23 protein-coding genes and 1 pseudogene are annotated in these 22,859 nt (G+C 52.0%); 15 read left to right on the top strand and 9 right to left on the bottom strand.

Annotated elements, in window-relative coordinates; genetic code table 11:
• Positions 1-104 precede the first annotated feature (104 nt).
• Positions 105-1,136 (top strand): IS630-like element ISEc33 family transposase, encoded by a 1,032-nt coding sequence (locus OGX92_RS17475; RefSeq protein ID WP_001395480.1) that lies wholly within the window; start codon positions 105-107, stop codon positions 1,134-1,136.
• Between the two features lie 217 nt (positions 1,137-1,353).
• On the opposite strand, the gene OGX92_RS17470 is transcribed toward OGX92_RS17475, so the two are convergent.
• On the bottom strand, positions 1,354-1,596 hold the full coding sequence (locus OGX92_RS17470; RefSeq protein ID WP_000497431.1) for a DinI-like family protein: 243 nt from the start codon (positions 1,594-1,596) through the stop codon (positions 1,354-1,356).
• A 78-nt stretch (positions 1,597-1,674) separates the two neighbouring features.
• Here OGX92_RS17470 and OGX92_RS17465 point away from each other — a divergent pair, with 78 nt between their 5' ends.
• Together OGX92_RS17465 and OGX92_RS17460 are read left to right on the top strand one after the other, a co-directional pair.
• On the top strand, positions 1,675-2,007 hold the full coding sequence (locus tag OGX92_RS17465; protein ID WP_003841689.1) for a hypothetical protein: 333 nt from the start codon (positions 1,675-1,677) through the stop codon (positions 2,005-2,007).
• A gap of 191 nt (positions 2,008-2,198) precedes the next feature.
• Positions 2,199-2,609: a hemerythrin domain-containing protein gene (locus tag OGX92_RS17460; protein ID WP_048216170.1), complete on the top strand. Its 411-nt coding sequence runs from the start codon at positions 2,199-2,201 to the stop codon at positions 2,607-2,609.
• An 85-nt stretch (positions 2,610-2,694) separates the two neighbouring features.
• Here OGX92_RS17460 and OGX92_RS17455 read toward each other — a convergent pair whose 3' ends face one another.
• From OGX92_RS17455 to OGX92_RS17445, 3 genes and pseudogenes are all read right to left on the bottom strand, one after another.
• A complete protein-coding gene (locus OGX92_RS17455; protein ID WP_000497460.1) occupies positions 2,695-2,934 on the bottom strand; it encodes a DinI family protein in 240 nt (79 codons plus the stop codon).
• A gap of 261 nt (positions 2,935-3,195) precedes the next feature.
• Positions 3,196-3,291: pseudogene (locus tag OGX92_RS17450) on the bottom strand (hypothetical protein); the annotation flags it as partial.
• The gene (locus tag OGX92_RS17445) at positions 3,288-3,854 is read right to left on the bottom strand and encodes a hydrolase (protein ID WP_240389403.1); all 567 of its coding nucleotides are present in this window, start codon (positions 3,852-3,854) and stop codon (positions 3,288-3,290) included. The pseudogene OGX92_RS17450 and the gene OGX92_RS17445, both read right to left, overlap by 4 nt.
• A 287-nt stretch (positions 3,855-4,141) precedes the next feature.
• Between OGX92_RS17445 and aspS the strand changes: the two genes are divergently transcribed.
• From aspS to ruvB, 6 genes are all read left to right on the top strand, one after another.
• Complete coding sequence (gene aspS, locus OGX92_RS17440) at positions 4,142-5,914, top strand: aspartate--tRNA ligase (RefSeq protein ID WP_003833841.1); 1,773 nt, start codon at positions 4,142-4,144, stop codon at positions 5,912-5,914.
• A gap of 1 nt (position 5,915) precedes the next feature.
• Positions 5,916-6,359: a dihydroneopterin triphosphate diphosphatase gene (gene nudB / locus OGX92_RS17435; protein ID WP_240389404.1), complete on the top strand. Its 444-nt coding sequence runs from the start codon at positions 5,916-5,918 to the stop codon at positions 6,357-6,359.
• Between the two features lie 28 nt (positions 6,360-6,387).
• Complete coding sequence (locus tag OGX92_RS17430) at positions 6,388-7,131, top strand: YebC/PmpR family DNA-binding transcriptional regulator (RefSeq protein ID WP_240389405.1); 744 nt, start codon at positions 6,388-6,390, stop codon at positions 7,129-7,131.
• Positions 7,132-7,165: 34 nt separating this feature from the next.
• Positions 7,166-7,687: a crossover junction endodeoxyribonuclease RuvC gene (ruvC, locus tag OGX92_RS17425; protein ID WP_003034867.1), complete on the top strand. Its 522-nt coding sequence runs from the start codon at positions 7,166-7,168 to the stop codon at positions 7,685-7,687.
• 80 nt (positions 7,688-7,767) lie between these two features.
• Complete coding sequence (gene ruvA / locus OGX92_RS17420; protein ID WP_003034869.1) at positions 7,768-8,379, top strand: Holliday junction branch migration protein RuvA; 612 nt, start codon at positions 7,768-7,770, stop codon at positions 8,377-8,379.
• Positions 8,380-8,387: 8 nt separating this feature from the next.
• A complete protein-coding gene (gene ruvB, locus OGX92_RS17415; RefSeq protein WP_003034872.1) occupies positions 8,388-9,398 on the top strand; it encodes a Holliday junction branch migration DNA helicase RuvB in 1,011 nt (336 codons plus the stop codon).
• Between the two features lie 78 nt (positions 9,399-9,476).
• On the opposite strand, the gene znuB is transcribed toward ruvB, so the two are convergent.
• Both znuB and znuC read right to left on the bottom strand, forming a co-directional pair.
• The gene (znuB, locus tag OGX92_RS17410) at positions 9,477-10,262 is read right to left on the bottom strand and encodes a zinc ABC transporter permease subunit ZnuB (RefSeq protein ID WP_003833831.1); all 786 of its coding nucleotides are present in this window, start codon (positions 10,260-10,262) and stop codon (positions 9,477-9,479) included.
• The gene (gene znuC / locus OGX92_RS17405) at positions 10,259-11,014 is read right to left on the bottom strand and encodes a zinc ABC transporter ATP-binding protein ZnuC (protein WP_003833829.1); all 756 of its coding nucleotides are present in this window, start codon (positions 11,012-11,014) and stop codon (positions 10,259-10,261) included. The genes znuB and znuC overlap by 4 nt, the downstream gene beginning before the upstream one ends.
• A 78-nt stretch (positions 11,015-11,092) precedes the next feature.
• On the opposite strand from znuC, the gene znuA reads away from it, so the two are divergent.
• The 3 genes from znuA to lpxM all read left to right on the top strand — a co-directional run bounded on the left by znuA (position 11,093) and on the right by lpxM (position 14,464).
• Positions 11,093-12,037, top strand: coding sequence for a zinc ABC transporter substrate-binding protein ZnuA (gene znuA / locus OGX92_RS17400; RefSeq protein WP_003844151.1), 945 nt, complete (start codon positions 11,093-11,095; stop codon positions 12,035-12,037).
• Positions 12,038-12,052: 15 nt separating this feature from the next.
• Complete coding sequence (mepM, locus tag OGX92_RS17395; RefSeq protein WP_003833825.1) at positions 12,053-13,372, top strand: murein DD-endopeptidase MepM; 1,320 nt, start codon at positions 12,053-12,055, stop codon at positions 13,370-13,372.
• A gap of 120 nt (positions 13,373-13,492) precedes the next feature.
• Positions 13,493-14,464: a lauroyl-Kdo(2)-lipid IV(A) myristoyltransferase gene (gene lpxM, locus OGX92_RS17390; protein WP_020996628.1), complete on the top strand. Its 972-nt coding sequence runs from the start codon at positions 13,493-13,495 to the stop codon at positions 14,462-14,464.
• A 46-nt stretch (positions 14,465-14,510) separates the two neighbouring features.
• On the opposite strand, the gene pyk is transcribed toward lpxM, so the two are convergent.
• Together pyk and OGX92_RS17380 are read right to left on the bottom strand one after the other, a co-directional pair.
• Positions 14,511-15,953 carry a pyruvate kinase gene (gene pyk / locus OGX92_RS17385; RefSeq protein WP_003833821.1) on the bottom strand — a complete coding sequence of 481 codons (1,443 nt, stop codon included), beginning with the start codon at positions 15,951-15,953 and terminating at the stop codon, positions 14,511-14,513.
• Positions 15,954-16,072: 119 nt separating this feature from the next.
• Entirely contained in the window at positions 16,073-16,942 is an 870-nt protein-coding gene (locus OGX92_RS17380) for a MurR/RpiR family transcriptional regulator (protein ID WP_032934480.1), read from the bottom strand.
• 364 nt (positions 16,943-17,306) lie between these two features.
• On the opposite strand from OGX92_RS17380, the gene zwf reads away from it, so the two are divergent.
• The 3 genes from zwf to kdgA all read left to right on the top strand — a co-directional run bounded on the left by zwf (position 17,307) and on the right by kdgA (position 21,503).
• The gene (gene zwf / locus OGX92_RS17375) at positions 17,307-18,782 is read left to right on the top strand and encodes a glucose-6-phosphate dehydrogenase (RefSeq protein ID WP_003833817.1); all 1,476 of its coding nucleotides are present in this window, start codon (positions 17,307-17,309) and stop codon (positions 18,780-18,782) included.
• A gap of 233 nt (positions 18,783-19,015) precedes the next feature.
• Positions 19,016-20,827, top strand: coding sequence for a phosphogluconate dehydratase (edd, locus tag OGX92_RS17370; protein ID WP_003833815.1), 1,812 nt, complete (start codon positions 19,016-19,018; stop codon positions 20,825-20,827).
• 34 nt (positions 20,828-20,861) lie between these two features.
• The gene (gene kdgA, locus OGX92_RS17365; RefSeq protein WP_003034901.1) at positions 20,862-21,503 is read left to right on the top strand and encodes a bifunctional 4-hydroxy-2-oxoglutarate aldolase/2-dehydro-3-deoxy-phosphogluconate aldolase; all 642 of its coding nucleotides are present in this window, start codon (positions 20,862-20,864) and stop codon (positions 21,501-21,503) included.
• Between the two features lie 67 nt (positions 21,504-21,570).
• Here the strand turns inward: kdgA and purT are convergent, their stop codons facing one another.
• A complete protein-coding gene (purT, locus tag OGX92_RS17360) occupies positions 21,571-22,749 on the bottom strand; it encodes a formate-dependent phosphoribosylglycinamide formyltransferase (RefSeq protein ID WP_003833812.1) in 1,179 nt (392 codons plus the stop codon).
• Positions 22,750-22,859 lie beyond the last annotated feature (110 nt).

Here is a 22,859-nt window from a genome sequence, read left to right as displayed (position 1 = left end):
CTAAATAGCTGCGCGGAATAGTAGATCACTGAAAGGGAACTCAGCCCGGATTGTGCGATCTGATCAATCGCCAAACCAACCAAAATCACCAACCGGACTGAGCGATGCCGATCATAGTACCAATACCCCGTGGCGAACGACGCCTGATGCAGAAAGCTATTCATAAAACGCGTGATAAAAATCATGCCCGCAGACTCACGGCCATGCTGATGCTTCATCGGGGTGAACGGGTCAGCGATGTTGCCAGAACTCTCTGTTGTGCCCGTTCATCCGTTGGTCGCTGGATTAACTGGTTTACGCACTCAGGTATTGAAGGCCTGAAATCCTTACCCGCAGGGCGCTCCCGACGCTGGCCTTTTGAACATATCTGCACCCTGTTACGTGAGCTGATAAAGCATTCTCCCGGCGATTTTGGTTATCAACGTTCACGCTGGAGCACCGAATTACTGGCAATAAAAATCAATGAGATAACCGGTTGCCAGTTACATGCAGGAACCGTTCGCCGCTGGTTGCCATCTGCGGGGCTTGTATGGCGCAGGGCCGCGCCAACTCTGCGTATCCGTGACCCACATAAAGATGAAAAGATGGCGGTAATCCACAAAGCGCTGGATGAATGCAGCGCAGAGCATCCGGTATTTTATGAAGATGAAGTGGATATCCACCTTAATCCTAAAATCGGTGCGGACTGGCAGTTGCGCGGACAGCAGAAACGGGTAGTGACGCCGGGGCAGAACGAAAAATACTATTTGGCCGGCGCACTGCACAGTGGCACGGGTAAAGTCAGCTACGTGGGCGGCAACAGCAAAAGTTCAGCGCTGTTTATCGCTCTGCTGAAGCACCTGAAAGCCACTTACCGGCGGGCGAAAACAATCACGCTGATCGTTGATAACTACATTATCCATAAAAGCCGCGAAACACAGCGCTGGTTGAAAGCAAATCCCAAGTTCAGGGTAATTTACCAGCCGGTTTACTCGCCGTGGGTGAATCATGTGGAACGGCTATGGCAGGCACTTCATGACACGATAACCCGTAATCATCAGTGCCGCTCAATGTGGCAGTTACTGAAAAAGGTCCGCCATTTTATGGAAACCGCCAGCCCATTCCCCGGAGGAAAACATGGTCAGGCAAAAGTGTAGCGGTATTAGGCGCAGCTATTTAGTCCGTTAACGACCCCTTGAGACATCCCGGTCAATTCAATTGCCCCGTCAGACCAGATAGTCCAACTACCATTAGCATTACCTCCACGACTCTTTATATACGGAGCATTCGCCACTTCTCCCAATTGAACGTTTACGAAAATGAATATCCGCCACAGCGTAATCAAGACGAAACTGTGGCGGGCATTGAAAATCTTTACTCACTCACTAACCAGAATTCAGCCTCTTCAAACATTTCCTGAACAGTACGGCTTATCTGTTCCTTCTCATGCTTGCTGGCGTCAGTGTTGATCGCCGGCAGTGTCATCATCGGTTTAACCCGAACATCAGCATCGGGGAAGATCCGGTGAACCCTCTTAGTTAACTCGCCCAGAATGATATCTTTTGCACCGGGCAGACCATCAAAATTCCTTTTGTCATAAACGAGTTCCACGAACATTACTCATTGCTCCTTTACTGGATGGGTATACAGTATTTATACTGTGTTTTTATCCAGCATTCAAGAGAGGGTGTAAACATGGGCTTTCCTTCACCAGCTACCGACTATATAGAGCAGCGGGTTACGCCAGCCAGTGTCTGCATGACTCCCGACAGTCGCATCCTCGAGACGTCGGCGGGTTATGCGATCATCGTCCCGGTCACGCGCCCACAGCAGGGTGATGCGCTGTTGATTCTGTCCGGAGGTCGGACGCAGTTTGCGAAGCTTAGGGGGAAAGCGTTAATCACGGATGACGGCGAAGCGATCGAAGGTGATGCAGCTGAAGAGGCTGAGGTTATGAGGCGGGTGACGCACTTTATCAACAGCACTGATGCTGCGATATCTCTTGAGGCGGCATTGGCGCAGTTTTGAGACATATGTACGATAGAAAAATTCCGAAGATTGGCAATAGATCTCTTTATATTTGCATTCAAATTTTGTTTATTATGTATTTACATAACGTAAATTTATAAAATTTAATAAAAACAACTCAGATTGCTTATTTTTAAAGATGCATTTAATATATATGTTATAAATTGCAAAGCTCATTAAGGGATTCCCCAGTGAATATTGATAAAATGAAGATCCAGCATGCCGAGATTATCCATAAAATTAGCCGCCTCAGGGAGCTTAGCCGGGCGGGTGTGACGGCTCATGCGCAAGAAATCGCTCAAACCATTATCAGTATGAGTTCTGTGATTAAAGTACACCTTTCTGCCGAAGATCAGTTTTTATATCCTTATCTGGAAAAGGTGAACGATCAAAAGCTAAAAACAATGAGCGTAAATTTTCAGCGCGAGATGGCTGATATTGTTGCCGAGTATGAAAAGTTTTCCCGTCGCTGGAATACGGCAAATAAGCTTATCAATTGTGACGAGGCATTTCGCCGCGACGCGAATGTAGTGTTGCGCAAGGTGCATGAACGAATGCAGCGCGAGGATCATAATTTTTATCCGCTGGTAGAGCAGCTTTAAAAAAGGGCGGCAATGGTTCATCCAATACGGGAATTTGGTTTCCCGTATCCAGAAAGGTATGAAAAGGACTTGGTAAAAGCTGGCACTACTCCGAAACTAACCACATATCGGATTCTTCAAACATTTCCTCCAGCATGCGGTTCAGCTTCTCCCGATCGCTTTTGCTGGCATCGCTGTTTAAGCCGTTCGCCTGCATCGGCTTAACCTTCACTTCTGCATCCGGAAAGATCCGGTGCACTCGCTTTGTTAACTCATTCAGAATTATTTCTCTGGCACCTGTTAATCCTTCAACATTCCGTTTGTCGTACACCAACTCAACGAACATACCGCCTCCAAAGCAACAATGATTTTGCACGCAATTTATACTGTTTATTTATACAGCGTCAACGGTTGGGCACGTAGCTTTTTAAGGAAGGTTTTTGGGGCATGTATGGGGCATAAATGCCAGTTTTGGGGCATGGTTGGGACATTTTAACTCATATGAACTTAACCGAATTTCATATGGAGGCGTCTTATAATGCACTGATTAACCTAAAGAAAACACATGCTCTTGGGCGTTCTTTAGTGATTTTAAAAATTACCGCGTCACGCAGTTAAAGTGGCGGGCATATTCTTCAAGGCTGGTGATCCCCAGACGCACCCATTTTGGATGCGACCACTGGGGTAAACCGATATAGATCATAGCGCTTGCAGAATCTCCTCCACGCTGCGAACGCGCGCAATGCGCGGGAAAATGTGAGTCATGCTGCCCTGGTGTTGTTCAGCACTGGCGGCGCTACAGGCATCCTCTGCAATGATCAGACTGAAACCCAGCTCCCACGCATTTCTCGCCGTTGACTCCACGCCAATGTTAGTTGAGATGCCGCACAGGACGATGGTATCGATGCCCCGGCGACGCAGCTGCAATTCCAGATCGGTGCCATAGAAGGCTCCCCACTGGCGTTTAGTCACTTCGATATCGCTGGCGCATTTCCCCAAAGCAGCCGGGTAATGCCACCAGTTTTCGGGCAACGCTTTTGCCGGAGTATGAGTATCTACCGGTTGTTTCAGCGCTTCGGCGTAATCGTCAGACCAGCCAACGCGCACCATTACCACCGGGGAACCGTGGGCACGGAATTTTTCCGCCAACTGCGCGGCGCGGGTAACCACATCATGTGCCGTATGAGGCCCGCCAGCGAAAGGCAGGATCCCTTCCTGTAAATCAATCACGACAAGGGCGGTTGTTTTAGCGTTCAATTCCAGCATGGTCACTCCAGTAATAAAAGAATTCCGTTACACCTTAATCGCGAATCAGTGTGAAAGGGGCGACAATTTTTGTTATTTTTTGTGAGATTACGCAATGCCCGTCCAGGAAACAGGCGTACAGTCAGTACCGGACTGAGAGTCTATCCCAGTAGGCTCTTATCGTGCGGCAGAATTTCCAGTATAATAGCCGCCTTTTTTCATTCAGTTGTGACATTCAGCTAAAGCTGCGACTTCGTCATCTGCGAGACAGGTGACAATCCGCCTGCGGCAAAGTTAAGGGATATCTCATGCGTACAGAATATTGCGGACAGCTACGTCTGTCCCACGAGGGGCAGCAGGTGACTCTGTGTGGTTGGGTCAACCGTCGTCGTGATCTTGGTAGCCTGATCTTTATCGATATGCGCGACCGCGAAGGTATCGTGCAGGTATTTTTCGATCCGGACCGTGCGGACGCGTTAAAGCTGGCCTCCGAACTGCGTAATGAGTTCTGCATCCAGGTTACGGGCACTGTGCGTGCGCGTGACGCGAAAAACGTCAACGCCGATATGGCGACGGGCGAAATTGAAGTACTGGCCTCCGATCTGACCATCATCAACCGTTCAGACTCGCTGCCGTTGGACTCTAACCACGTCAACACCGAAGAAGCGCGACTGAAGTATCGCTATTTAGATCTGCGTCGCCCTGAAATGGCGCAGCGCCTGAAAACGCGTGCTAAAATCACCAGCCTGGTGCGTCGTTTTATGGACGACCACGGCTTCCTCGACATCGAAACACCGATGCTGACCAAAGCAACGCCGGAAGGCGCGCGCGATTACCTGGTACCTTCTCGCGTACATAAAGGTAAATTCTACGCGCTGCCGCAATCACCTCAGTTGTTTAAACAGCTGCTGATGATGTCTGGCTTTGACCGCTACTATCAGATCGTAAAATGCTTCCGTGATGAAGACTTACGAGCTGACCGTCAGCCTGAATTTACCCAGATCGACGTTGAGACTTCCTTCATGACCGCACCGCAGGTGCGTGAAGTGATGGAAGCGCTGGTACGTAACCTGTGGCTGGAAGTTAAAGGCGTGGATCTGGGTGATTTCCCGATCATGACCTTTGCCGAAGCTGAGCGTCGTTACGGTTCCGATAAACCAGACCTGCGTAACCCGATGGAGCTGGTTGACGTCGCCGATCTGGTGAAAGACGTTGAGTTCGCAGTGTTCTCTGGTCCGGCAAACGATGCGAAAGGCCGCGTAGCTGCTCTGCGTGTACCGGGCGGTGCTGCACTGAGCCGTAAGCAAATTGACGATTACGGTAACTTTATCAAGATTTACGGCGCGAAAGGCCTGGCTTACATCAAAGTCACCGAACGTGCGAAAGGTCTGGAAGGTATTACCAGCCCGGTTGCTAAGTTCCTGAACGCAGAAATTGTGGAAGCGATTCTGGCACGTACCGGCGCGCAAGACGGCGACATGATTTTCTTCGGTGCCGACAACAAGAAAGTGGTTGCCGACGCGATGGGCGCGCTGCGTCTGAAACTGGGTAAAGACCTGAACATCACCGACGAAGCCAAATGGGCGCCGCTGTGGGTTATCGACTTCCCAATGTTTGAAGACGATGGTGAAGGCGGACTGACCGCAATGCATCACCCGTTCACCGCGCCGAAAGATATGACGGCCGCTGAGCTGAAAGCAGCGCCGGAAGACGCGGTTGCCAACGCGTACGATATGGTCATCAACGGTTACGAAGTAGGCGGCGGTTCCGTGCGTATTCACAACGGCGACATGCAGCAAACCGTATTCGGTATTCTGGGCATTAATGAGCAAGAACAGCGTGAGAAATTTGGCTTCCTGCTGGATGCGCTAAAATATGGTACACCGCCGCATGCGGGCCTGGCGTTTGGTCTGGACCGTCTGACTATGCTGTTGACCGGTACTGACAACATTCGTGACGTTATTGCTTTCCCGAAAACCACGGCTGCAGCGTGTCTGATGACTGAAGCGCCAAGCTTTGCCAACGCAGCTGCGCTGGCGGAACTGAGCATTCAGGTTGTTAAGAAGGCCGAGAATAACTGATATGACATATAAACAGCCTGTCTCGGTGTTAGTCGTGATTTATGCAAAGGACACCGGGAGAGTGCTGATGTTACAGCGACGCGACGATCCTGATTTCTGGCAGTCGGTCACCGGCAGCCTTGAAGAAGGTGAAACCGCGTCGCAAGCCGCTATGCGCGAAGTAAAGGAAGAGATCGCCATTGATGTTGCATCTGAGCAACTGACCTTAATTGACTGTCAGCGCACGGTGGAGTTTGAGATTTTTAGCCATTTACGTCATCGCTATGCACCGGGAATTGAACGTAATACTGAATCCTGGTTTTGCCTGGCACTTCCCTCAGAACGAAAGATCGTGTTCACCGAACATCTGACCTATCGTTGGGTTAATGCGGTTGAAGCCGCCCAATTAACCAAGTCGTGGAGTAACCGGCAGGCGATTGAAGAGTTTGTAATTAACGTCGCCTGAAAAGGCGTGCTTTTTGGAGATATTATTTATGGCAGGTCATAGTAAATGGGCCAACACCAGACACCGTAAAGCAGCGCAGGATGCTAAACGCGGTAAAATTTTCACCAAAATAATTCGTGAGCTGGTGACGGCGGCTAAACTGGGCGGCGGCGATCCGGATGCTAACCCGCGTCTGCGTGCAGCGGTTGATAAAGCGCTGGCTAACAACATGACCCGTGACACCCTGAACCGTGCAATCGCGCGCGGTGTGGGTGGTGATGAAGATTCCAACATGGAAACCATCATCTATGAAGGTTACGGTCCTGGCGGTACAGCCGTTATGATTGAATGTCTGTCTGACAACCGTAACCGTACCGTTGCGGAAGTGCGTCACGCGTTCACGAAAACGGGTGGTAACCTCGGTACCGACGGTTCCGTGGCTTATCTGTTCAGCAAAAAAGGCGTAATCTCCTTTGAACATGGCGACGAAGACGCCATCATGGAAGCGGCGCTGGAAGCAGGTGCTGAAGACGTTGTGACCTTCGACGACGGCGCAATTGACGTTTACACCGCGTGGGAAGAGATGGGCAAAGTACGTGACGCGCTGGAAGCGGCTGGTCTGAAAGCGGACGCAGCTGAAGTGTCTATGATCCCATCCACCAAAGCGGATATGGATGCAGAAACAGCGCCGAAGCTGATGCGTCTGATCGATATGCTAGAAGACTGCGACGACGTGCAGGAAGTTTACCACAACGGTGAAATCTCCGATGAGGTTGCTGCCACCTTAGAATGATGTGGTTAAGCCATAAAATAACAGGAGATGCGTGATGTCTATTATTCTCGGCATTGACCCGGGGTCGCGCATCACCGGTTATGGTGTTATTCGTCAGGTCGGCAGGCAGCTGACCTACCTCGGCAGCGGCTGCATTCGCACCAAAGTCGACGATCTACCGTCACGTCTGAAGTTGATTTACGCGGGCGTGACGGAAATCATCACCCAGTTTCAGCCGGACTATTTTGCCATTGAGCAGGTTTTTATGGCGAAGAACGCCGACTCGGCGCTAAAGCTGGGACAGGCTCGCGGCGTGGCAATCGTTGCGGCGACCAATCAGGATCTACCGGTCTTTGAATACGCGGCCCGCCAGGTAAAACAGACCGTGGTGGGGATCGGTAGCGCGGAAAAAAGCCAGGTCCAGCATATGGTACGCACGCTGCTAAAACTCCCGGCGAATCCGCAAGCGGATGCTGCGGATGCACTGGCGATTGCCATTACCCACTGCCATGTCAGTCAGAACGCCATGCAAATGAGCGAGTCGAGGCTGAATTTGGCGCGAGGTCGATTACGTTAGTGACAAATGAGGCTGGATATCTATCCAGCCTTTTTTTATGATAGCGCATTACCTTTTAGCCCTTAACGCAGGAGCGTCACGTGATAGGCAGACTCAGAGGCATCATTATTGAAAAACAACCCCCGCTGGTCCTTCTGGAAACGGGCGGGGTAGGCTATGAAGTGCATATGCCGATGACCTGTTTCTACGAGTTGCCGGAAGCCGGGCAAGAAGCGATTATTTTCACCCATTTTGTGGTGCGAGAAGATGCTCAGCTATTGTATGGCTTTAACAACAAGCAAGAGCGCACGCTGTTTAAAGAATTAATCAAAACCAATGGCGTGGGACCGAAGCTGGCGCTGGCGATCCTCTCCGGTATGTCTGCTCAGCAGTTCGTTAATGCCGTGGAGCGCGAAGAGCTGGGCGCGCTGGTGAAATTACCGGGTATTGGTAAAAAAACCGCAGAACGCCTGATTGTAGAAATGAAAGACCGCTTTAAAGGTTTGCATGGTGATCTCTTTACACCAGCAGCGGATCTGGTCCTGACGTCTCCGGCAAGTCCGACAACGGACGACGCCGAGCAGGAAGCGGTTGCTGCGCTAGTGGCGTTGGGCTATAAACCACAGGAAGCCAGCCGCATGGTGAGCAAAATTGCCCGCCCTGATGCCAGCAGTGAAACCCTGATTCGTGAAGCGCTTCGCGCGGCATTGTGAGGTAACGGATGATTGAAGCAGATCGCCTGATTTCGGCTGTCAGCACTACCCCTGAAGATCTGGTGGATCGTGCGATTCGCCCAAAATTGCTGGAAGAGTACATTGGCCAGCCTCAGGTCCGTTCGCAAATGGAGATTTTTATCCAGGCGGCGAAGCTGCGCGGTGACGCTCTCGATCACCTGCTGATTTTCGGTCCTCCTGGTCTGGGTAAAACTACGCTTGCCAATATTGTCGCCAATGAAATGGGTGTTAACCTGCGCACCACGTCCGGTCCGGTACTGGAAAAAGCGGGTGACCTGGCGGCAATGCTTACCAACCTTGAACCCCACGATGTGCTGTTTATCGATGAAATTCATCGTCTGTCACCAGTGGTGGAAGAGGTGCTGTATCCGGCGATGGAAGATTATCAGCTGGATATCATGATTGGTGAAGGGCCGGCTGCCCGTTCGATTAAGATCGATCTGCCGCCGTTCACGCTAATCGGGGCGACGACGCGCGCCGGGTCGTTAACCTCTCCGCTGCGTGACCGTTTTGGTATTGTGCAGCGCCTGGAGTTCTATCAGGTGGCAGACCTGCAGCACATTGTTGGGCGTAGCGCACGCTTTATGGGCCTGGAAATGAGCGATGAAGGCGCGCTGGAAGTGGCACGCCGCGCCCGCGGTACGCCGCGTATCGCCAACCGTTTATTACGCCGGGTACGCGATTTCGCTGAAGTGAAGCATGACGGCACGATTTCGGCTGATATTGCCGCCCAGGCGCTGGATATGCTCAATGTGGATGCGGAAGGATTCGATTATATGGACCGTAAGCTGCTGCTGGCGGTTATCGATAAATTCTTTGGCGGACCGGTAGGACTGGATAACCTGGCAGCGGCGATTGGGGAAGAGCGTGAAACCATTGAGGACGTGCTGGAGCCGTATCTGATTCAGCAAGGTTTTCTGCAGCGTACGCCGCGTGGACGTATGGCAACCGTGCGCGCCTGGAACCATTTTGGCATTACACCGCCACAGATGCCTTAGTGCCTGATGTCGTGACGCTCATCAGGCCTGGGCGATTTTGTAGGCCCGGTAAGCGCAGCGCCACCGGGCAACGCATGCTTAGTTCGCCTGCTTTTTCATCATGCTGAAAATAAACAGCAGCGCGGCGCACAGCACCACGGAGGGACCTGCCGGGGTGTCATAGAAGGCCGAGAAGGTCAGCCCGCCTGTAACCGCTATCATTCCCACTCCAACGGCAACTCCTGCCATCTGCTCCGGCGTACGGGCAAAGCGACGGGCGGTCGCCGCAGGGATGATAAGCAGTGAGGTGATAATCAGCGCCCCGACAAACTTCATCGCCACACCAATCGTTAACGCCGTAACTAGCATCAGCAGCAGCTTCACGCGTTGCAGCTTCACACCATCGACAAATGCCAGATCAGGACTGATGGTCATCGACAGCAGGTTGCGCCACTGCCAGAACAGAATCGCCAGAACAATAACCACGCCGATGGCGATGGAGATAAGATCTTCTGGCGTCACGGCGAGCAAATCACCAAACAGGTAAGCCATCAGATCCACACGGATGTTGGACATCAGGCTGACAACAACCAGCCCCAATGACAACGCGCTGTGCGCCATAATACCCAGCAAGGTATCGATCGCAAGGTGAGGGCGCTTCTCCAGCCATACCAGACCGCCAGCCAGCAACAGGGTGACGGCGATAACCGCATAGAAAGGGTTTACATCCAGCAGCAGGCCAAAGGCGACCCCCAGCAGCGAAGCGTGGGCCAGCGTATCACCGAAATAAGACATTCGACGCCAGACTACAAACGAGCCGAGTGGGCCAGCGGCACAGGCCAGCATGATCCCGGCTAACCAACCGGGTAATAACAATTCAATCATGAGTGACCATTTCCCCGGCGTAAGACGATACGACCCTGTAAATCGTGGCGGTGATTGTGATTATGACGGTAAATTCCGAGTTGTTCGGCGCCGCGTTGCCCGAACATTGAGATGAATTCCGGGTGCATAGAAACCACTTCCGGCGCACCGGAACAGCAAATATGATGGTTCAGGCACAGTACCTCATCGGTTTTGGCCATCACCAGATGCAGGTCATGGGAAACCATCAGTACGGCGCAATCCAGTTCACGTCGCAACTGGTCGATAAGGTCGTACAGTGCGACCTGCCCATTGACATCCACGCCCTGGGTTGGTTCATCGAGCACCAGTAGCTGAGGTTTATTCAATAAAGCACGGGCCAACAGGACGCGTTGTGTTTCCCCGCCAGAGAGCTTTTGCATCGGCGCATCCATCAGATGCCCGGCCTGAACGCGCTTCAGTGCCGGAAGGATATCCTCTTTTTTGGTACCGGGACGTAAGCGCATAAACCGACTTACCGTCAGTGGCAGCGTAGTATCGAGGTACAGTTTTTGCGGTACATAGCCAATCCGCAATTGACCATTACGCTTGATTACTCCCTCATCAGCCGCTACCAGCCCTAATACAACGCGCACCAGCGTAGACTTCCCGGCGCCATTTGGGCCGAGAAGCGTTAAAATTTTACCGGGTCGAAGTTCAAGCGATACGTCAGACAGGACGCGGCGTTGACCATAAGAGACCGAGACATTTTCCAGTGAAACCAAAGTCGTCATATCAATTTTAGTCTTGCAGAAGTTATAGAATGTTATAATATCACATTTCTTACATTCATTACGATGATTGGTCGCATTATGTTACATAAAAATACGCTTCTTTTCGCAGCATTATCCGCTGCTCTTTGGGGTAGTGCAACACAGGCAGCAAATGCCGCTGTGGTGGCCTCGCTCAAGCCGCTGGGGTTTATTGCTTCAGCCATTGCAGACGGGGTAACAGACACTGAGGTTCTGTTGCCTGATGGGGCTTCCGAACATGACTATTCACTGCGTCCATCAGACGTAAAACGCTTACAGGGCGCGGACTTAGTTGTTTGGATTGGGCCTGAGATGGAAGCGTTTATGGAAAAGTCAGTCAAGAATATTCCTAACGCGAAACAGGTAACGATTGCGCAGCTCAATGACGTGAAACCGTTACTCATGAAAGGTGCTGATGACGACGATGACGATCATGGACACAATGATGCTGGCAGTGAAAAAAGTGACGAGCATCACCATCATGGCGATTACAACATGCATCTTTGGCTTTCCCCAGAGATAGCGCGGGCCTCAGCGGTTGCAATCCATGAAAAATTAGTGGAACTTATGCCGCAAAGTCGAGCCAAACTTGACGCCAACCTGAAGGATTTTGAGGCACAATTAGCCGCAACCGATAAGCAGGTAGGTAACGAGCTCGCACCGCTCAAGGGAAAAGGTTATTTCGTTTTTCATGACGCCTATGGCTACTACGAAAAACACTACGGACTAACACCGCTTGGTCACTTTACCGTGAACCCTGAGATTCAACCTGGTGCGCAGCGTTTACATGAAATAAGAACACAGTTGGTTGAGCAAAAAGCAACCTGCGTTTTTGCTGAGCCACAGTTCAGGCCAGCGGTCGTTGAAGCCGTCGCGAGAGGGACATCCGTTCGAATGGGAACGCTGGATCCGCTCGGAACGAATATCAAACTGGGTAAAACAAGCTATTCAGCGTTTTTGAACCAATTAGCCAACCAGTATGCGAGCTGCCTGAAAGGAGATTAATGAGGAAGTGAATACGTGCAACAGATAGCCCGCTCTGTCGCTCTGGCATTTAATAATCTGCCGCGACCCCATCGCGTTATGCTGGGGTCGCTTACCGTACTGACATTGGCCGTCGCCGTCTGGCGGCCTTATGTTTACCATCCCGATTCTGCACCCATCGTTAAAACTATCGAGCTGGAAAAAAGCGAGATTCGTTCGCTGTTGCCTGAGGCCAGTGAACCTATCGATCAGGCCGCGCAGGAAGACGAAGCCATTCCGCAGGATGAACTGGATGACAAAACGTCTGGTGAAGCTGGCGTGCATGAGTATGTCGTCTCCACAGGCGATACGCTGAGCAGTATTCTTAATCAGTACGGCATCGATATGGGCGACATCAGTCAGCTCGCTGCTTCCGATAAAGAACTGCGCAATCTGAAAATTGGTCAACAGTTATCCTGGACGTTAAGCGCGGAAGGTGACCTGCAGCGCCTGACCTGGGAAGTGTCCCGCCGTGAAACCCGCACTTACGATCGCACTGCGACAGGTTTCAAAATGAGCAGCGAAATGCAGCAGGGCGATTGGGTTAACAGCCGTATCAAAGGCACGGTGGGCGGAAGCTTTGTCGCCAGCGCCAAAGAGGCCGGACTGACCAGCTCTGAAATCAGCGCGGTGATTAAGGCCATGCAGTGGCAGATGGATTTCCGCAAACTGAAAAAAGGCGATGAGTTCTCAGTGCTGATGTCTCGCGAAATGCTGGACGGTAAGCGCGAGCAAAGCCAGCTGCTGGGCGTGCGTTTACGTTCTGAAGGCAAAGACTATTACGCCATCCGTGCTGAAGACGGTAAGTTCTATGACCGTAACGGTACCGGGCTGGCGAAAGGCTTCATGCGTTTCCCGACGGCGAAACAGTTCCGTATCTCCTCGAACTTTAACCCGCGTCGCCTGAATCCGGTGACTGGACGCGTAGCACCGCACAAAGGTGTCGACTTTGCGATGCCGCAGGGGACGCCAGTACTGTCGGTAGGCGATGGTGAAGTGGTCGTAGCGAAGCGTAGCGGCGCTGCCGGATACTATGTTGCGGTACGTCATGGTCGCACCTACACCACCCGTTATATGCACCTGCGTAAGCTATTGGTGAAACCAGGTCAAAAAGTGAAACGTGGCGATCGTATCGCGCTGTCAGGTAACACCGGGCGTTCAACCGGTCCGCACCTGCACTACGAAGTGTGGATCAACCAGCAGGCCGTGAACCCTCTGACGGCGAAACTGCCGCGTACAGAAGGTCTGACCGGCTCGGATCGCACCGATTATCTGGCGCAGGTGAAAGAAGTTATGCCTCAGCTACGTTTTGATTAATTAGCACACTGATAAAGCCGGTACGCGATGCGTGCCGGCTTTTTTTATTTTGTACGGCGCATCGTGCGCCGCTACACTATCAGCAGATCTACTTTTCGCCGCACCAGACACTGGAAGAGCATGGAAACGAAAAAAAAGAATATTGAGTATATCCCTGAGTTTGATAAATCATTTCGCTATCCGCGCTACTGGGGCGCCTGGCTGGGTGTAGCGGCGATAGCTGGGATTGCGTTAACGCCGGCGTCATTTCGCGATCCTATTCTGGCAAAGCTCGGACGGATGGTTGGACGTTTGGGAAAAAGCTCTCGTCGCAGAGCACTGATCAATTTATCCCTTTGTTTTCCTGAACGCAGCGAAGCTGAGCGCGAAGCCATTGTCGATGAGATGTTCGCGACAGCCCCTCAGGCGATGGTCATGATGGCGGAACTGGCCCTGCGCGGTCCGGAGAAAATTCAGAATCGGGTTGACTGGCAGGGCCTTGAAATCATCGAAGAGATGCGCCGCAACGATGAAAAAGTGATTTTTCTCGTTCCTCATGGCTGGGGTGTAGATATCCCGGCGATGCTGATGGCTTCCCAGGGACAGAAAATGGCAGCAATGTTTCACAATCAGGGGAACCCGGTATTTGATTACGTCTGGAACACGGTGCGCCGTCGTTTCGGAGGCCGATTACATGCACGTAATGATGGCATCAAACCGTTTATTCAGTCTGTACGTCAGGGATATTGGGGATACTACCTGCCGGATCAGGACCATGGGCCTGAGCACAGCGAGTTTGTCGATTTTTTTGCTACCTATAAAGCAACGTTACCGGCAATTGGTCGCTTGATGAAGGTTTGCCACGCGCGTGTAGTGCCGCTGTTTCCGGTGTATGACGGTAAAACGCACCGCCTGACGATTAAGGTCCGTCCTCCGATGGATGACATCCTGACAGCGGATGACCACACCATTGCCAGACGAATGAACGAAGAGGTGGAAATTTTTGTCACGCCTCATGTCGAACAATACACCTGGATACTGAAACTGCTTAAGACGCGTAAACCCGGCGAGATTGAGCCCTATAAGCGCAAAGATCTCTATCCGAAGAAATAAAAAAAAGCCTCTCAAACGAGAGGCTTTTTTACATCAAACGCTGGCGTTACTCGACGGTCAGAATACGCGTGGTGTTAGTTGAGCCAATAGTGCTCATCACATCGCCCTGTGTCACAATCACCAGATCGCCGGAAACCAGATAGCCTTTATCGCGCAGCAGGTTCACTGCTTCATTGGCGGCAACGACGCCATCTGTTTCGCTGTCAAAGTGAACCGGGGTGACACCGCGATACAGAGAGGTCAGATTCAGCGTACGTTCATGACGAGACATCGCGAAAATTGGCAGACCGGAACTGATACGAGAAGTCATCAGCGCAGTACGACCAGACTCCGTCATAGCGATAATAGCGGTGACCCCTTTCAGGTGGTTAGCAGCGTACATCGCTGACATCGCAATCGCTTCTTCAACGTTATCAAACTGCACGTCAAGGCGGTGTTTAGAGACGTTGATGCTTGGGATCTTCTCTGCACCCAGGCAAACGCGCGCCATTGCCGTGACGGTTTCCGCCGGGTACTGACCTGCTGCTGTTTCGGCAGAGAGCATCACGGCATCGGTACCGTCGAGGACGGCGTTAGCCACGTCCATCACTTCCGCACGAGTCGGCATTGGGTTGGTGATCATCGACTCCATCATCTGTGTGGCGGTGATGACCGCACGGTTCAGCTGACGCGCACGGCGAATCAACGCTTTCTGAATACCTACCAGCTCAGGGTCACCGATTTCAACACCCAGGTCGCCACGGGCTACCATCACTACGTCAGAAGCCAGGATGATGTCATCCATCGCATTCTGGTCGCAGACGGCTTCTGCACGTTCTACCTTGGCGACAATTTTCGCATCGCAACCGGCGTCGCGTGCCAGACGGCGGGCATAGTTTAGATCTTCGCCGCAGCGCGGGAAGGAGACAGCCAAATAGTCAACGCTGATTTGCGCTGCGGTAATGATGTCGGCTTTGTCTTTTTCGGTGAGGGCTTCAGCAGAGAGACCGCCGCCCAGTTTGTTGATGCCCTTGTTATTGGACAGCGGGCCACCGACAGTGACTTCGGTGAAGACTTTCATGCCCTGAACTTCCAGCACTTTAAGCTGTACGCGACCGTCGTCGAGCAGCAGGATATCGCCAGGCACGACGTCTGCAGGCAGTCCCTTATAATCAATGCCGACTTTTTCTTTGTCGCCTTCGCCTTTACCGAGGTTGGCGTCTAACAGGAACTTGTCGCCAACATTAAGAAAAACTTTACCTTCTTTAAAGGTAGATACGCGGATTTTAGGTCCCTGCAGGTCACCCAAAATAGCTACATGACGTCCCAGTTTTGCGGCAATTTCACGGACCTTATCCGCCCGCAGTTTGTGATCTTCTGGAGAGCCGTGGGAAAAGTTCATACGTACGACGTTCGCACCCGCGGCGATAATCTTCTCAAGGTTGTTATCGCGGTCAGTTGCCGGGCCTAACGTGGTAACGATTTTGGTTCTGCGAAGCCTTCTGGACATGTAATACTCCGTTGACTGAAACAACTAGGTGTTGCGTGAACATTAATCCGGCCGTTCTCAAACATTAACGGTAAAATGAACGACCCGGATGATAAAAGGGTAGAACATTGTTATTGCTTTTAGCGGTCATCACTCTTGATGAGTAATTCTTTATCAAAACGCGATTCCTTGAGCGCTTCCTTGACACGCTTCAAGTTATCTCTAAATTTTGCCCCTCGGCGCAAAGTAAATCCTGTAGCCAGCACATCTATCACGGTCAGTTGAGCAAGTCGAGAGACCATGGGCATATAAATGTCAGTATCTTCCGGTACATCGAGGGTAATAGCCAGCGTGGCTTCACGCGCCAGTGGCGTGCCGGGAGAGGTGAGGGCGATAACCATAGCGTCGTTTTCCCTTGCTAACTGCGCCAGTTCAACCAGACTTTTGGTTCTTCCGGTATGAGAAATAAGCACAATGACGTCGTCGTCGCTACAATTCATACAACTCATCCGTTGCAGGACAATGTCGTCGGAATAGATTACCGGTACGTTAAAGCGGAAAAATTTGTTCATCGCGTCGTGCGCGACCGCGGCGGAAGAACCTAAACCAAAGAAGGCGATTTTCTTCGCCTGGGTTAACAAATCTACCGCCCGGTTTACCGCTGTGTTATCCAGCGACTGACGAACGTGGTCAAGGCTTGCCATCGCCGATTCGAAGATTTTCCCCGTATAAGATTCTACGCTGTCATCCTCATCCACATTGCGATTAACATAAGGGGTACCATTTGCCAGACTTTGTGCCAGATGCAGTTTAAAATCAGGGAAGCCGCGCGTATCCATGCTACGACAGAAACGGTTCACCGTCGGTTCGCTGACGTTGGCTTCTACAGCAAGCGTGGCGATGCTTGAGTGAATTGCCCGCTCGGGAGAGGCAAGAATAATGTCGGCGACTTTACGCTCTGACTTGCTCAAATGTTCCAGTTTTAACTGGATTTTTTCCAGCATATTCATGATGTAGGTAGACTCATGGGTCATGGGCAAAAACGATTTCAACGATAAGGGGAAATCGAGTGGTAACTCTGGTAGATAGTACCCCTGCTAGTGCAGCAACGGGGCAAAATGGACAAAATAGTTGTTGTTTTTTTTCATTACATGATCGGAGTCGGATTTTCATACTTCTTCATGGGTACGAAAAAGACGACTTTTTTATCCATTTTGATGGGTTATACGCCAATAAAGCGGCTGTTCGCGGTAACAGCACGGCTGGATAAGCGTTTACGGTTTCCGGATTCACGTAAAAGCAGTACAGTGCACTGTAATAAAATTACAACCAGTGTCTGGCAAAAGCACCAGGCACTTAATTGAGGAGAATGACATGGCGGTAACGCAAACAGCCCAGGCATGTGATCTGGTCATTTTCGGCGCGAAGGGCGACCTGGCGCGACGGAAATTGCTGCCTTCCCTGTATCAACTGGAAAAGGCCGGCCAGATTAACCCGGATACCCGCATCATTGGGGTTGGGCGTGCCGACTGGGACAAAGCAGCCTATACCAAGGTTGTGCGCGAAGCGCTCGAAACCTTCATGAAAGAAAAAATTGATGAAAGTTTGTGGGAAACCCTCAGCGGTCGTCTTGAGTTTTGTAACCTGGACGTCAACGACACCGCCGCGTTTAAGCGTCTGGGCAAAATGCTGGATCAAAAATCGCGTACCACCATCAACTATTTTGCAATGCCGCCGAGCACCTTTGGCGCGATCTGCAAAGGTCTGGGTGAAGCAAAGCTGAATGCTAAGCCTGCCCGCGTGGTGATGGAAAAACCGCTGGGTACATCACTGGCAACATCCCGTGAAATCAACGATCAGGTTGGCGAGTATTTCGAAGAGTGCCAGGTTTACCGCATCGACCACTATCTCGGCAAAGAGACGGTACTGAACCTGTTGGCACTGCGTTTTGCCAACTCCCTGTTTGTGAATAACTGGGATAACCGCACTATCGACCACGTAGAAATTACCGTGGCGGAAGAAGTGGGCATTGAAGGGCGCTGGGGCTACTTTGACCAGGCCGGTCAAATGCGCGACATGATCCAGAACCACCTGCTGCAGATCCTGTGCATGATCGCGATGTCTCCGCCGTCCGATCTGAGCGCCGACAGCATCCGTGATGAAAAAGTGAAAGTACTGAAATCACTGCGTCGTATCGATCGTTCGAACGTACGTGAAAAGACAGTTCGTGGTCAGTACACCGCCGGTTTTGCCCAGGGCAAAAAAGTTCCGGGATACCTGGAAGAAGAAGGCGCGAACAAGAGCAGCAACACGGAAACGTTTGTGGCGATCCGCGTGGATATCGATAACTGGCGCTGGGCGGGCGTACCGTTCTACCTGCGTACCGGTAAGCGTTTACCGACCAAATGCTCTGAAGTGGTGGTTTACTTCAAAACGCCTGAGCTGAACCTGTTCAGAGAATCCTGGCAGGACCTGCCGCAGAACAAGCTGACTATCCGTTTGCAGCCTGATGAAGGTGTCGATATCCAGGTACTAAACAAAGTGCCGGGGCTGGATCACAAGCATAACCTGCAAATTACCAAACTTGATCTGAGCTACTCCGAAACCTTCAACCAAACGCATCTGGCCGACGCTTATGAGCGCCTGCTGCTTGAAACGATGCGCGGCATTCAGGCGCTGTTTGTGCGTCGAGATGAAGTTGAAGAAGCATGGAAGTGGGTCGATTCTATTACTGAAGCCTGGGCAATGGACAACGACGCACCTAAACCGTATCAGGCCGGGACCTGGGGACCGGTTGCCTCTGTGGCCATGATTACCCGTGATGGTCGTTCCTGGAACGAATTCGAGTAAAATATCATCTAGCTCATAGGTGTTATTTTACCGGTAACATGATCTAACACAGATTGTAGAATAATTTTTGCACTTTTAAGCTCCGCGTGGATTCACCCGCGGGGCTTTTTTTATTACACTGCCTGAAACGATTTTGCCCCTGAGCTACGGCTAACAAGCGATTCAGCTGCTTTTAACCCAACTGAAACACATTGTTGATCCAACGCTCTGACAGATAAATTTTAGGAGCCTCTATGAATCCGAATTTGTTACGCGTAACAAAGCGTATTGTCGAACGTTCTCGCGACACGCGTTCCGCCTACCTTGCCCGTATTGAACAAGCGAAATCGACTACCGTTCATCGTTCACAACTGGCGTGCGGTAACCTGGCGCATGGTTTTGCTGCCTGCCAGCCAGATGACAAGGCCTCGCTGAAAAGCATGCTGCGTAACAATATCGCGATCATTACCTCCTATAACGACATGCTTTCCGCGCATCAGCCGTACGAACATTATCCGGACATCATTCGTAAAGCGCTGCATGAAGCCAATGCGGTAGGCCAGGTCGCTGGCGGTGTTCCTGCGATGTGCGACGGTGTGACCCAGGGACAGGATGGGATGGAGCTTTCGTTACTGAGTCGCGAAGTGATTGCGATGTCGGCTGCTGTCGGCCTCTCACACAATATGTTCGACGGCGCGTTATTCCTTGGCGTGTGCGACAAAATTGTCCCGGGTCTGGTGATGGCGGCACTGTCATTTGGTCATCTGCCTTCGATCTTTATTCCCTCCGGCCCGATGGCGAGTGGTCTGGCGAACAAAGAAAAAGTGCGTATCCGTCAGTTGTATGCTGAAGGCAAAGTCGATCGCATGGCGCTGCTTGAATCCGAAGCGGCGTCTTATCACGCACCGGGGACCTGTACGTTCTATGGTACGGCAAACACCAACCAGATGGTGGTGGAGTTTATGGGGATGCAACTGCCAGGGTCCTCATTCGTACACCCGGATGCCCCGCTGCGCGAAGCGTTGACCGCCGCGGCTGCTCGTCAGGTAACGCGTCTGACCGGTAACGGCAATGAATGGATGCCGATCGGTAAAATGATCGATGAAAAAGTAGTGGTGAACGGTATTGTCGCGCTGCTGGCGACCGGGGGGTCAACCAACCATACAATGCACCTGGTTGCGATGGCGCGCGCAGCCGGGATTCTGATTAACTGGGACGACTTCTCCGATCTGTCCGATATAGTGCCGTTGATGGCGCGTCTGTATCCGAATGGTCCGGCAGATATTAACCACTTCCAGGCAGCGGGTGGCGTGCCGGTGTTAATGCGCGAACTGCTGAATGCGGGTCTGCTGCATGAAGATGTGAACACCGTTGCTGGGTTTGGTTTGTCGCGTTACACCATGGAACCCTGGCTCAACGAGGGTGAACTGGACTGGCGCGAAGGGGCAGCGAAGTCGCTGGACAGCAATGTGATTGCTACCATCGATCAGCCATTCTCCCACCACGGCGGTACCAAAGTGCTGAGCGGTAACCTCGGACGTGCGGTGATGAAAACGTCGGCGGTTCCGGTAGAAAATCAGGTAATTGAAGCGCCCGCGGTTGTTTTTGAAAGTCAGCATGATGTATTGCCGGCCTTCGATGCGGGACTGCTCGACCGTGATTGCGTAGTCGTTGTGCGCCATCAGGGACCAAAAGCAAACGGAATGCCAGAATTACATAAACTCATGCCGCCACTTGGTGTATTATTGGACCGTTGTTTCAAAATTGCGTTAGTTACCGATGGACGACTTTCAGGTGCTTCAGGTAAAGTGCCTTCAGCAATCCATGTAACCCCAGAAGCCTACGATGGCGGGCTGCTGGCAAAAGTACGCGATGGCGACATCATTCGTGTGAATGGACAGACAGGTGAATTGACGCTGCTGGTTGATGAAGAGGAACTTGCTTCTCGTCAGCCTCACATTCCTGACCTCAGCGCATCGCGCGTGGGCACAGGCCGTGAAATGTTCAGCGCGTTGCGTGAAAAGCTGTCCGGTGCGGAACAGGGCGCAACCTGTATCACTTTTTAAGACTTATTTTGTAATCAGGCGAGAGAAAACTCTGATGAAAAACTGGAAGACAAGTGCAGAAGCAATCCTGACCACTGGCCCGGTTGTACCGGTTATCGTGGTTAATAAACTGGAACACGCAGTGCCGATGGCAAAAGCGCTGGTTGCAGGCGGCGTGCGCGTTCTGGAAGTGACCTTACGTACAGCATGTGCGATGGATGCCATTCGCGCGATCGCAAAAGAAGTTCCGGACGCTATCGTTGGTGCAGGTACTGTACTGAATCCACAACAGCTGGCTGAAGTTACCGAAGCCGGTGCACAGTTTGCTATCAGTCCGGGTCTGACCGAGCCGCTGCTGAAAGCCGCGACGGAAGGTACTATTCCGCTGATCCCTGGTATCAGCACCGTGTCTGAACTGATGCTGGGTATGGACTACGGTTTGAAAGAGTTCAAATTCTTCCCTGCTGAAGCAAATGGCGGTACCAAAGCGCTGCAGGCAATTGCGGGTCCGTTCTCTCAGGTGCGTTTCTGCCCAACCGGCGGTATCTCTCCGGCGAACTACCGTGACTACCTGGCACTGAAAAGCGTGCTGTGCATCGGTGGTTCCTGGCTGGTTCCGGCGGATGCGCTGGAAGCGGGTGATTACGATCGTATTACCAAGCTGGCTCGTGAAGCAGTAGAAGGCGCGAAGCAGTAAGCCGTTAATGCGTAAACCGTAGGTCGGATACGGCATCAATGTTTTATCCGGCCTACGGGTCTGGTTTTTATCCTGCGACTTTCACCTGTGCGGCTGCGTCTTTCGCGCGTATCACCGCATCTTCAATGCTCTGTGCTGTGGCCAGCACAACGCCCAGACGACGGCTCCCGTCGATTTCCGGCTTGCCAAAGAAACGCACTTGCATACCCGCACCTACAGCGGCTTGTACGTTATCAAATGTGATATTCTGGCTGGTAAGTTGCGGCAGAATAACGGCGGAAGCAGAAGGTCCATACTGGCGGATTTCGCCAACGGGCAGACCGAGAAATGCACGTACGTGCAGGGCAAACTCAGACAGATCCTGCGAAATTAAGGTCACCATACCCGTGTCGTGAGGGCGAGGGGAGACTTCGCTGAAAATCACCTCATCACCGCAGACAAACAGCTCCACGCCAAACAGTCCGTGACCGCCCAGCGCCAGTACCACCTTGCGGGCTATTTCCTGCGCGCGCGCCAGCGCCAGGTCACTCATCTGCTGCGGCTGCCAGGACTCGCGATAATCGCCATCTTCCTGGCGATGACCTACCGGCGCGCAGAAATGCACACCATCAACGGCGCTGACGGTTAGCAGGGTGATTTCAAAATCAAAATTCACTACGCCTTCGACGATAACGCGTCCGGCGCCTGCCCGGCCTCCCTGTTGAGCATAGTTCCACGCCTCGGTGAGCTGATCGGCTGAACGGATAAAGCTCTGCCCCTTGCCGGAAGAACTCATGACCGGCTTCACAATGCAGGGATAGCCGATTTCGGCAACGGCCTCACGGAAGCGTGTTTCGGTGTCTGCAAAACGGAAAGATGATGTAGGTAAAGACAATTCTTCGGCGGCGAGACGACGGATTCCTTCCCGGTTCATGGTCAGTTGGGTCGCTCGTGCGCAAGGCACAACGTGTTGACCTTCCTGTTCCAGTTTGACCAGCATATCCGTGGCAATCGCCTCTATTTCCGGCACGATGTAATGTGGTTTTTCACGCTCGACAAGCTGGCGTAATGCCTCGCCATCCAGCATGTTAATTACGTAGGAGCGATGGGCAACGTGCATGGCTGGCGCGTCGGGGTAACGATCCACGGCAATGACTTCCACACCCAGGCGTTGGCATTCAATCGCCACTTCTTTACCCAGTTCACCTGAACCTAATAACATCACTCGCGTTGCTGCGGGACGCAGCGCTGTGCCTAATAACGTCATAAATTAATCCCCTGTTTTATCTGGGCGCAGTATATACGAAAACGTTTGCGTCTGTCTTTATTACCAGGTTGATTTCAGAGCTTAAAAAGAATATACTGTACATAAATACA

Origin of the sequence: Citrobacter sp. Cpo089 (genome assembly GCF_030332695.1) — a bacterium.
Lineage (GTDB): Bacteria > Pseudomonadota > Gammaproteobacteria > Enterobacterales > Enterobacteriaceae > Citrobacter > Citrobacter portucalensis.
This window is presented reverse-complemented; position numbering and strand designations above follow the sequence as displayed.

Bases quoted from the DNA above. Each gene is read 5' to 3' on its own strand.
- OGX92_RS17475 (WP_001395480.1), top strand. From the start codon at position 105: ATGCCGATCATAGTACCAATACCCCGTGGCGAACGACGCCTGATGCAG.
- OGX92_RS17470 (WP_000497431.1), bottom strand. From the start codon at position 1,596: ATGTTCGTGGAACTCGTTTATGACAAAAGGAATTTTGATGGTCTGCCC.
- OGX92_RS17465 (WP_003841689.1), top strand. From the start codon at position 1,675: ATGGGCTTTCCTTCACCAGCTACCGACTATATAGAGCAGCGGGTTACG.
- OGX92_RS17455 (WP_000497460.1), bottom strand. From the start codon at position 2,934: ATGTTCGTTGAGTTGGTGTACGACAAACGGAATGTTGAAGGATTAACA.
- OGX92_RS17445 (WP_240389403.1), bottom strand. From the start codon at position 3,854: ATGCTGGAATTGAACGCTAAAACAACCGCCCTTGTCGTGATTGATTTA.
- aspS (WP_003833841.1), top strand. From the start codon at position 4,142: ATGCGTACAGAATATTGCGGACAGCTACGTCTGTCCCACGAGGGGCAG.
- nudB (WP_240389404.1), top strand. From the start codon at position 5,916: ATGACATATAAACAGCCTGTCTCGGTGTTAGTCGTGATTTATGCAAAG.
- OGX92_RS17430 (WP_240389405.1), top strand. From the start codon at position 6,388: ATGGCAGGTCATAGTAAATGGGCCAACACCAGACACCGTAAAGCAGCG.
- ruvC (WP_003034867.1), top strand. From the start codon at position 7,166: ATGTCTATTATTCTCGGCATTGACCCGGGGTCGCGCATCACCGGTTAT.
- ruvB (WP_003034872.1), top strand. From the start codon at position 8,388: ATGATTGAAGCAGATCGCCTGATTTCGGCTGTCAGCACTACCCCTGAA.
- znuB (WP_003833831.1), bottom strand. From the start codon at position 10,262: ATGATTGAATTGTTATTACCCGGTTGGTTAGCCGGGATCATGCTGGCC.
- znuC (WP_003833829.1), bottom strand. From the start codon at position 11,014: ATGACGACTTTGGTTTCACTGGAAAATGTCTCGGTCTCTTATGGTCAA.
- znuA (WP_003844151.1), top strand. From the start codon at position 11,093: ATGTTACATAAAAATACGCTTCTTTTCGCAGCATTATCCGCTGCTCTT.
- lpxM (WP_020996628.1), top strand. From the start codon at position 13,493: ATGGAAACGAAAAAAAAGAATATTGAGTATATCCCTGAGTTTGATAAA.
- pyk (WP_003833821.1), bottom strand. From the start codon at position 15,953: ATGTCCAGAAGGCTTCGCAGAACCAAAATCGTTACCACGTTAGGCCCG.
- OGX92_RS17380 (WP_032934480.1), bottom strand. From the start codon at position 16,942: ATGAATATGCTGGAAAAAATCCAGTTAAAACTGGAACATTTGAGCAAG.
- zwf (WP_003833817.1), top strand. From the start codon at position 17,307: ATGGCGGTAACGCAAACAGCCCAGGCATGTGATCTGGTCATTTTCGGC.
- edd (WP_003833815.1), top strand. From the start codon at position 19,016: ATGAATCCGAATTTGTTACGCGTAACAAAGCGTATTGTCGAACGTTCT.
- kdgA (WP_003034901.1), top strand. From the start codon at position 20,862: ATGAAAAACTGGAAGACAAGTGCAGAAGCAATCCTGACCACTGGCCCG.
- purT (WP_003833812.1), bottom strand. From the start codon at position 22,749: ATGACGTTATTAGGCACAGCGCTGCGTCCCGCAGCAACGCGAGTGATG.